At 69.1% G+C, this 450-nt stretch carries 1 protein-coding gene; it reads left to right on the forward strand.

The window, feature by feature from the left end; translation table 11 throughout:
• Positions 1-450: phage major capsid protein (locus tag AX685_RS06780; protein WP_156445710.1), on the forward strand; the 450-nt coding region annotated here is incomplete at both ends.

The raw sequence follows: 450 nt of genomic DNA on the forward strand, positions 1-450 counted from the left end.
GTCCACGGCGGGGGATGCGGCGCGGGCGTTCGGGACGCTCCAGTACCTGCCCAGCGGCGCGGCTGGCGATTTCGCCACCAACGGCGCCGACCGGCTGATCGACCTGGTCCAGAGCCTGCGCGCGCCGTACCGGCAGGGTGCGGCGTTCGTGATGAACGCGACGACCGCGGCGCGCATCCGCAAGTTCAAGACCGCCGACGGCCAGTTCCTGTGGCAGCCCAGCCTGACCACCGGACAGCCCGCGACGCTGCTGGGCTATCCGGTGGTGGAGGCCGAGGACATGCCCGACATCGCCGCCAACAGCCTGTCGATCGCGTTCGGCAATTTCCGCATCGGCTACCTGATCGCGGAGCGCGCCGAGACCAACATCCTGCGCGATCCGTACACGAACAAGCCGTTCGTCACCTTCTACGCCACCAAGCGCGTCGGCGGGTGCGTGTCGAACAGCGA

Origin of the sequence: Sphingomonas sp. CCH9-F2, from assembly GCF_001556735.1 — a bacterium.
Classification (GTDB): Bacteria; Pseudomonadota; Alphaproteobacteria; order Sphingomonadales; family Sphingomonadaceae; genus Sphingomonas; species Sphingomonas ginsenosidimutans.